The 260-nt window shown below is 55.8% G+C and carries 1 pseudogene; it reads left to right on the forward strand.

Features of this window, described 5'->3' with window-relative positions:
• Positions 1–260: pseudogene (locus ACYP03_RS26805) on the forward strand (tryptophan synthase subunit beta); the annotation flags it as partial.

Consider the following 260-nt stretch of genomic DNA (forward strand, 5'->3'; position numbering starts at 1 on the left):
TATGAAGCTGATGGGCGCAGAAGTTATCCCGGTTAATTCTGGCTCAGCGACTCTGAAAGATGCCTGTAACGAAGCCATGCGTGACTGGTCTGCCACCTATGACAAGGCACACTATCTGCTGGGAACAGCCGCAGGTCCGCACCCTTTCCCGACCATAGTCCGTGAATTCCAGCGCATTATCGGGGAGGAAACCAAGGCGCAGATTCTTGACAAAGAAGGCCGACTGCCGGATGCGGTGATCGCCTGTGTCGGCGGTGGTT

The organism is Photobacterium sp. R1, from assembly GCF_054600795.1.